At 62.3% G+C, this 6,016-nt stretch carries 9 protein-coding genes; all 9 read left to right on the top strand.

Annotated features, from left to right (window positions below; translation table 11 throughout):
* On the top strand, window positions 1–258 hold a 258-nt coding region (locus KGA98_RS28265; RefSeq protein ID WP_263287949.1), incomplete at its 5' end, for a hypothetical protein.
* Window positions 255–890, top strand: coding sequence for a hypothetical protein (locus KGA98_RS28260; RefSeq protein WP_223504952.1), 636 nt, complete (start codon window positions 255–257; stop codon window positions 888–890). The genes KGA98_RS28265 and KGA98_RS28260, both read left to right, overlap by 4 nt.
* Window positions 883–1,446, top strand: a complete 564-nt coding sequence (locus KGA98_RS28255) for a hypothetical protein (RefSeq protein ID WP_223504950.1) — start codon at window positions 883–885, stop codon at window positions 1,444–1,446. The genes KGA98_RS28260 and KGA98_RS28255 overlap by 8 nt, the downstream gene beginning before the upstream one ends.
* Window positions 1,413–1,973 (top strand): phage baseplate assembly protein V, encoded by a 561-nt coding sequence (locus tag KGA98_RS28250; RefSeq protein WP_223504948.1) that lies wholly within the window; start codon window positions 1,413–1,415, stop codon window positions 1,971–1,973. The genes KGA98_RS28255 and KGA98_RS28250 overlap by 34 nt, the downstream gene beginning before the upstream one ends.
* Before the next feature lie 57 nt (window positions 1,974–2,030).
* Window positions 2,031–2,249, top strand: coding sequence for a hypothetical protein (locus KGA98_RS28245; RefSeq protein ID WP_223504946.1), 219 nt, complete (start codon window positions 2,031–2,033; stop codon window positions 2,247–2,249).
* Window positions 2,250–2,262: 13 nt separating this feature from the next.
* Window positions 2,263–2,589: a GPW/gp25 family protein gene (locus tag KGA98_RS28240; RefSeq protein WP_043302559.1), complete on the top strand. Its 327-nt coding sequence runs from the start codon at window positions 2,263–2,265 to the stop codon at window positions 2,587–2,589.
* Window positions 2,586–3,464 (top strand): baseplate J/gp47 family protein, encoded by an 879-nt coding sequence (locus KGA98_RS28235; protein ID WP_223504944.1) that lies wholly within the window; start codon window positions 2,586–2,588, stop codon window positions 3,462–3,464. Before KGA98_RS28240 ends, KGA98_RS28235 begins: the two co-directional genes overlap by 4 nt.
* Window position 3,465: 1 nt before the next feature.
* Complete coding sequence (locus tag KGA98_RS28230; protein WP_223504942.1) at window positions 3,466–4,077, top strand: phage tail protein I; 612 nt, start codon at window positions 3,466–3,468, stop codon at window positions 4,075–4,077.
* On the top strand, window positions 4,070–6,016 hold a 1,947-nt coding region (locus tag KGA98_RS28225; protein ID WP_223504940.1), incomplete at its 3' end, for a phage tail protein. The genes KGA98_RS28230 and KGA98_RS28225, both read left to right, overlap by 8 nt.

Here is a 6,016-nt window from a genome sequence, read left to right as displayed (position 1 = left end):
GACGTCGGCTTCATCGAAGGCCGTCGCGTGCTGGGCATGTTCTCAGCGCCTTGGCTGCAACCCAAGATCGGCCGCTTGAACACCGGTCTGCGCGAGCCGTGTTTTCACATTCGGGTGGCCGATGCCGTGGGCGTTGAAAAAACGCAGACGGTCCAAATCGTGTTGCCCGTGCTGGACGGTGGTGGCGAGTACACCCTGACTCACCTGGAGCCAGCGGGTGATGGTCTGGTGGCCTTGTCGTTGAGGTTAAAAGCATGAGTACCGTGCCGGTTTCGCTGCAGTTTTCCGCAGACGATATGCAGGCTTTTAAACAGTTGGCCAAGGTGATGCCCAAGGCGGCCGCCGCGGCGCAACGGCGGGCAATCAACAAGACCTTGGGCTGGCTTGCCACGCACATGGCGCGGGATGTCAGCAAGCAGGAACGAATCGCCGTTCGGGCGGTGCGTCAGCGTCTGCGCAGCTATCCCATCAAAGGCCAGGGCCAGTTGGGCAAACTCTGGTTCGGCACCAACCCGATGGAGGCCAGCCGGATAGGCAATCCACGTCAGGGCAAGGCCGGTGTCTCGGTGGCGGGGCGGCGTTATCAGGGGGCGTTTTATAAACGCGTCTATGGCAACAAGGCGGATATCTGGATTCGCACCGCCAGCAAACATTTCAACCCGGACGATTATCCCGGCAGCAGCGCGTCCGCCGGTGGAGGCACAAGTTCGGGCTGGATCGCGGAAAACGACAACCGCTTTCCGCTGGCCAAGGCCAAGGTCTCGCTCGAAGACGTTGAAGGTCCGTTTTACACCTGGGCCAACAAGGCCGACGAGCGTCTGCTGGTCCTGTTCAAACAAGAGATGAACTTTGAACTTCATAAATACCTGAAGGGGAGCGCCCGTGTCTGATCCTGCCTTTTCGCTGGATGCGTTGTACGCCGCCATCGAGGACCACATCCGCCAGGCACTGCCCTCGGTGCGGTTTGTGGCGACCTGTCCGGACATTCAGGACCGCATAGCGTTGCCGGCGGTATTTCTCGAGCCGGTTGAGTTTGAGCCCGGGTCCGATATCGGCACCGGTGAAACCGTGTTGATCCAGCGCTTTGAAGCGCGGGTCATTGTCGCGCCCGAGTTGGCCCGCCATCAGCAACTGGGTGCCCAGTTGGCGGCACAACTTGCGGTTCTATTACGAGCACAAACCTGGGGGCTGGATAACGTTGAACAGGCGCAGTTTGTCGCCTCGCGTCAGGACTGGACCAAACCGGAACTGGATGGCTACACCGTGTGGACGGTGGAGTGGACCCAGCAGATCTACCTCGGCGAGGTTGAGTGGCTGTGGCCTGTCGAGCCCCCGGGCACCCTGTACCTGAATGTCGATGGCTGCACCGGTACCGGCAATGAAGACCACTACTTTCAGCCGGAGGATCTGGCATGGGATACGCCAGCGCCGAACACGACCGGATGATCGCCGCCATGCTGCTGCCTTGCGTGGTTGTCGGCGTCGATCTAAGTGCCGGCCGGATGCGGGTCAAGGCCGGGACCTGGGTCAGTGCCTGGGTGCGTTGGCACAGCCTGGCGGCCGGCAAGGCCCGTCATTGGCGGGCGCCGAGCATGGGGGAGCAGGGCGTGCTGTTCAGCCCCAGCGGTGATCCGGCCATGGGCACCTTTATCCCGGGACTGTATGGCAACGCCGGGGCGCCGCCGGACAACCGTGATCACGTCGAGGCCTGGTACTTCGACGATGGCGGCTCGCTGGTCTACGACTGGCAAGCCGGCAGCTACCGCATCGCGTTACCCGACGGCAGCCGCGCGACCATCACGGTCGGTGGCTCGCAGCTTGACGTGACGCCGGAGCAAATCCGGGTGACGGCCAGTTTGATCACGCTGGTGGGTGAGGTGAGCATCGACGGTACGTTGAGTGTGTCCGGCGACATCACCGGCGCCGGCACGATCATGGATGCCGGGGGCAACAGCAGCAACCACTCGCATTGAGTGAACATTCACCTTCAGCCCGCCGCGTGCGGGTTTTTTTATACCTGGAGTAAATCCATGACAAGCAAAACCAAGGATTCAGCCGCCAGTGAGGCGCCCGCGCCGGCCACGCTGAGCTTCTTTCGCGACACGCTGTACACCTCGCGGGTGCTGGTCCTGCTGGAAGCCGAGCGCACCTTGAAAGTGGAAAAAGGCCAGGTCGCGGTGGCCTCGGATGACACGGTCGCGCTCGAGTATTTGCATAGCCGCAAGGACTTTGTCGCGGTCGAGGGCTGATCCCATGATCGGGATGATCGGACTGGACCGCCGCACCGGCCAACTCATTTCCGGCCTCGATCACCTGCGCCAGTCCATCGAGGACATCTTGTCCACGCCCTTGGGCAGCCGGCGCATGCGCCCGGAGTACGGCAGCAAGCTGCGGCGCTTTGTCGACCTGCCGGTGAATGACGGCTGGAAAAGCGCCGTGCAGGCCGAGGTGGCCAGCACCCTAGGCCGTTGGGAGCCGCGCCTGAAGCTAGGCCGGGTGCGCGCCGTGGCCATCCTCGACGGGCGTATCACCTTTGAGCTGACCGGGCAGTACCTGGGCAGCGACGTGACTTTGGAGGTGTCCGCATGACCATGGAACTGGCGGCCCTGCCGCCGCCGCAAGTGCTGGAGGACCTCGACTTTGAGGAGGTTTACCAAGAGAAACTGGAAGCCTTCCGCCTGAGCATGGGCGACAACTGGAGCGCGGAGCTGGAAAGCGACCCGGTGCTCAAGCTGATCGAGCAGGCCGCGTACGGCGCTGTGCAGAACCGGGCGCGGGTCAACGACGCGGGCAAGGCCTTGCTGTTGGCCCATGCCGAGCGGGCCGACCTCGATCATCTGGCCGCCAACGTCAACTTGCAACGCTTGGTGATTCAGGCGGGAGATTCGAGCACGGTGCCGCCGACGCCGCAGGTGCTCGAAGAGGACGATGCCCTGCGCGAGCGGGTGCAGCTGTCGTATGAAGGACTGACCACGGCGGGACCGCGCAATAGCTACATCCTGCATGCGCGTAACGCCTCGGGTCTGGTGGCTGATGCCACGGCGGAAAGTCCGTCACCGGCCGTGGTGGTGGTCACCGTGCTCAGCCTGGAAGGCAGCGGCGCCGCCTCGCCGGAACTGCTGGAAGAGGTCCGGCTGCACCTGAATGACGAGGACGTGCGACCGGTGGCCGACCGCCTCACGGTGCAGAGCGCCGTGGTCATCGATTACCGCATTGAAGCGGTGCTGTACCCGCAGGCACCGGGTCCGGAGAACGAAGCCTACCTGACCGAAAGCCAGAAACGCCTGAGCGAGTGGATCAACCCGCGCCGCCGCTTGGGTCTGGAAGTGGCGCGCTCGGGGATCGATGCGCAATTGCACGTTCCCGGCATCGCCCGGGTTGAGTTGCTGGGCTGGACCGATCTCAAACCGAGCAAGGCCGAAGCGGCGTATTGCACGGGCTACAGCGTGATCCTGGGGGCCTGACATGAGTACTCAGCTGCCGCTCAACAGCACGCCGCTGGAGCTGGCCGTGGAAGCGGCCAATTACGAAAACACACTGATTCCGCTGCGCAGTTTGTACAACGCCGACACCTGCCCCGAGCACTTGTTACCGTACCTCGCCTGGGCCTGGTCGGTGGACCGCTGGAACAACAACTGGACCCAGGAGGCCAAGCGCACGGCGATCCGTTCGGCGTACGACGTGCATGCACGCAAAGGCACCATCGGTGCGCTGCGGCGGGTGGTCGAGCCCCTGGGCTATCTGATCGATGTCGTGGAATGGTTCGACACCGTGCCGGAAGGCGTGCCCGGTACGTTCGCTCTGGAGGTGGGGCTGAACGACGCCGGCATCACCGAGGAACTGTACGAGGAACTGGCGTGGTTGATCGACGACGCCCGTCCGGTCAGCCGGCATATGACCAACCTGGCGCTCAGCCTGCAGACCGAGGGGGTGCTGGGCATTGCCGTGTGCGTGCAAGAGGGTGAAGAGATCGACGTGTACCCGCCGGCCCCGAAAGACATCGACGTGACCGGCACTTTTGGCCCGGCGCTCTGCGTCGATGAAACCGATACTTTGGACGTTTATCCCTATGATTGATAAAACCAGTCAGTTTTTTGCCATTCTCACGGCGGTCGGTGAAGCCAAGCACGCCAATGCCATTGCCATGGGGCTGGACTGGATGTTCACCGAGATGGGCTTGGGGGATGCCAACGGCACCGACCCGATTCCGGATCGTCTGCAAACCCAATTGATCAATGAATGGCGCCGGGCGCCGATCAACCAGATCCGCGTCGATGCGGCCAACCCCAATACGGTGATCACCGAACAGATCATTCCGCCGGAAGTCGGCGGTGAGTGGATTCGCGAGATCGGCCTGTACGACGTCGACGGTGACCTGGTGGCGGTGGCCAACTGTGCGCCGAGCTATAAACCATTGCTGGACCAGGGCACGGGCAAGACCCAAGTGGTGCGGATGAACTTCATCGTCAGCAGCTCGGCGAACATCGTGCTGAAGATCGACCCGGCCGTTGTGCTGGCCACGCGTGAATACGTCGACCTCGCGATCAGCGAAGCGCTGGCCAAACTGGATCACAAACAGTCAGCACGGGTGGCGGCCACGGCTGCCATCACCCTGAACAACGTGCAGACCATTGATGACGTGGCCGTGGTCGCCGGTGATCGCGTGCTGGTGACCGCCCAGACCCAGGCTCAGGACAACGGCCTGTATGTGGTCAGCACCGAAAGCTGGATGCGAGCCGCCGATGCCGACAACAGCCTGGAAGTGACACCGGGGTTGTTTATCCACGTCGAGCAGGGCACGACCAACGGCGACAGCCTCTGGCAGTTGATCACCGACGCGCCAATCACCCTGGGCACCACCGGTTTGCAGTTTGAAATGATCGCGGGCGGCAGTGGGGCCGGTGTGGGCACATTTCGCAGTGTCACCGTCGATGCCCTTGGGCGTGTGATCGCTGGCACCAACCCGACCACCCTGGCCGGCTACGGCATCACTGATGCCATGGCAGTCAGCGAAAACCTGGGCGATGTTGCGGATGTGGTCGAGGCTCGGAATAACCTCGGGCTGGGCACCGCCGCGACCGCTGCTGTGCAGGTCCATCTGCACGATGAAACGCCTGATGCGCTGATGAAGGTCGGAGCGTTCGGCTGGGGCGGGGCCGCCTATGCGGTCAGTGATGTTGACATCGGTGGCCTGAACGCGGTGACGGCCCTCTATTTCGTCAGCAATGGCGCGGGAGGGCCAGGTGGCGCGCCCTTTGAGGGCTGGGTTCGCGTCTCGGCGATTACACCAGGTCAATACGCCTTTCAGGAGATTTATGGGAATGCCGACCACACCCTAAACCGCCGGGCCTTGACTGCCGGTGTTTGGGGCGAATGGGAAAACACCTGGGACTCAACCAATCTAGTTAAACAAATCTACCCCCAAGATGACACGCCAGGCCGTGTACTGCTCACGGGTGCTTATGGCATCGGTCACGGGGGGATTGTCCTTCCCGACGGCACCGATCTAAACACAGTCACCACCGTGGGTATTTACCGGGTGAACCCCGGCCCGAACGTTCCAGAAGGGTGTCAATTCTCCCCCATGCTGGTTGCGGTCAGTCAGGACACCCTCTGGCAACAAATCATCGGCTATAACACCGGTACAACTTACACTCGTGGCGGTGTTCGGACCCCAGAGGGATACGTATTCAGTGCGTGGGTAACGGGTTGGGACACTAGTAACTTTGACCCTGCTGCGTACCAGGCAGCACTGGGTTTCACTCCCGTGCAGCAAGGCGGTGGTGCGGGTCAGGCGTCGAACAAGGTCTACATTGGTTATCGACCCGCCTCGAGCGACGTGGGTTTACAGGTTGATGCATCCGACTTCGGGAAGATCTGGACCGAAAGCAACTTTGATCCTGCTTCCATATTTGCCGTCCCTGTCGGCGTGCCGTTTCCATGGCCAACCGCTACGCCGCCCGAAAAATGCGTCCTGATGGCGGGGCAGCCGTTCAACGTCGAGTGGTACCCGGTA

It is taken from the genome of Pseudomonas sp. BF-R-24 (assembly GCF_019947335.1).
Lineage (GTDB): Bacteria > Pseudomonadota > Gammaproteobacteria > Pseudomonadales > Pseudomonadaceae > Aquipseudomonas > Aquipseudomonas jessenii.
The sequence above is the reverse complement of the archived record's forward strand: the minus strand, read 5'-3'. Positions and strand labels throughout refer to the sequence as shown.

What these genes read in the sequence shown, in the direction of transcription:
- KGA98_RS28260 (WP_223504952.1), top strand. Translation starts at nt 255, where the DNA reads ATGAGTACCGTGCCGGTTTCGCTGCAGTTTTCCGCAGACGATATGCAG.
- KGA98_RS28245 (WP_223504946.1), top strand. Translation starts at nt 2,031, where the DNA reads ATGACAAGCAAAACCAAGGATTCAGCCGCCAGTGAGGCGCCCGCGCCG.
- KGA98_RS28250 (WP_223504948.1), top strand. Translation starts at nt 1,413, where the DNA reads ATGGGATACGCCAGCGCCGAACACGACCGGATGATCGCCGCCATGCTG.
- KGA98_RS28240 (WP_043302559.1), top strand. Translation starts at nt 2,263, where the DNA reads ATGATCGGACTGGACCGCCGCACCGGCCAACTCATTTCCGGCCTCGAT.
- KGA98_RS28235 (WP_223504944.1), top strand. Translation starts at nt 2,586, where the DNA reads ATGACCATGGAACTGGCGGCCCTGCCGCCGCCGCAAGTGCTGGAGGAC.
- KGA98_RS28230 (WP_223504942.1), top strand. Translation starts at nt 3,466, where the DNA reads ATGAGTACTCAGCTGCCGCTCAACAGCACGCCGCTGGAGCTGGCCGTG.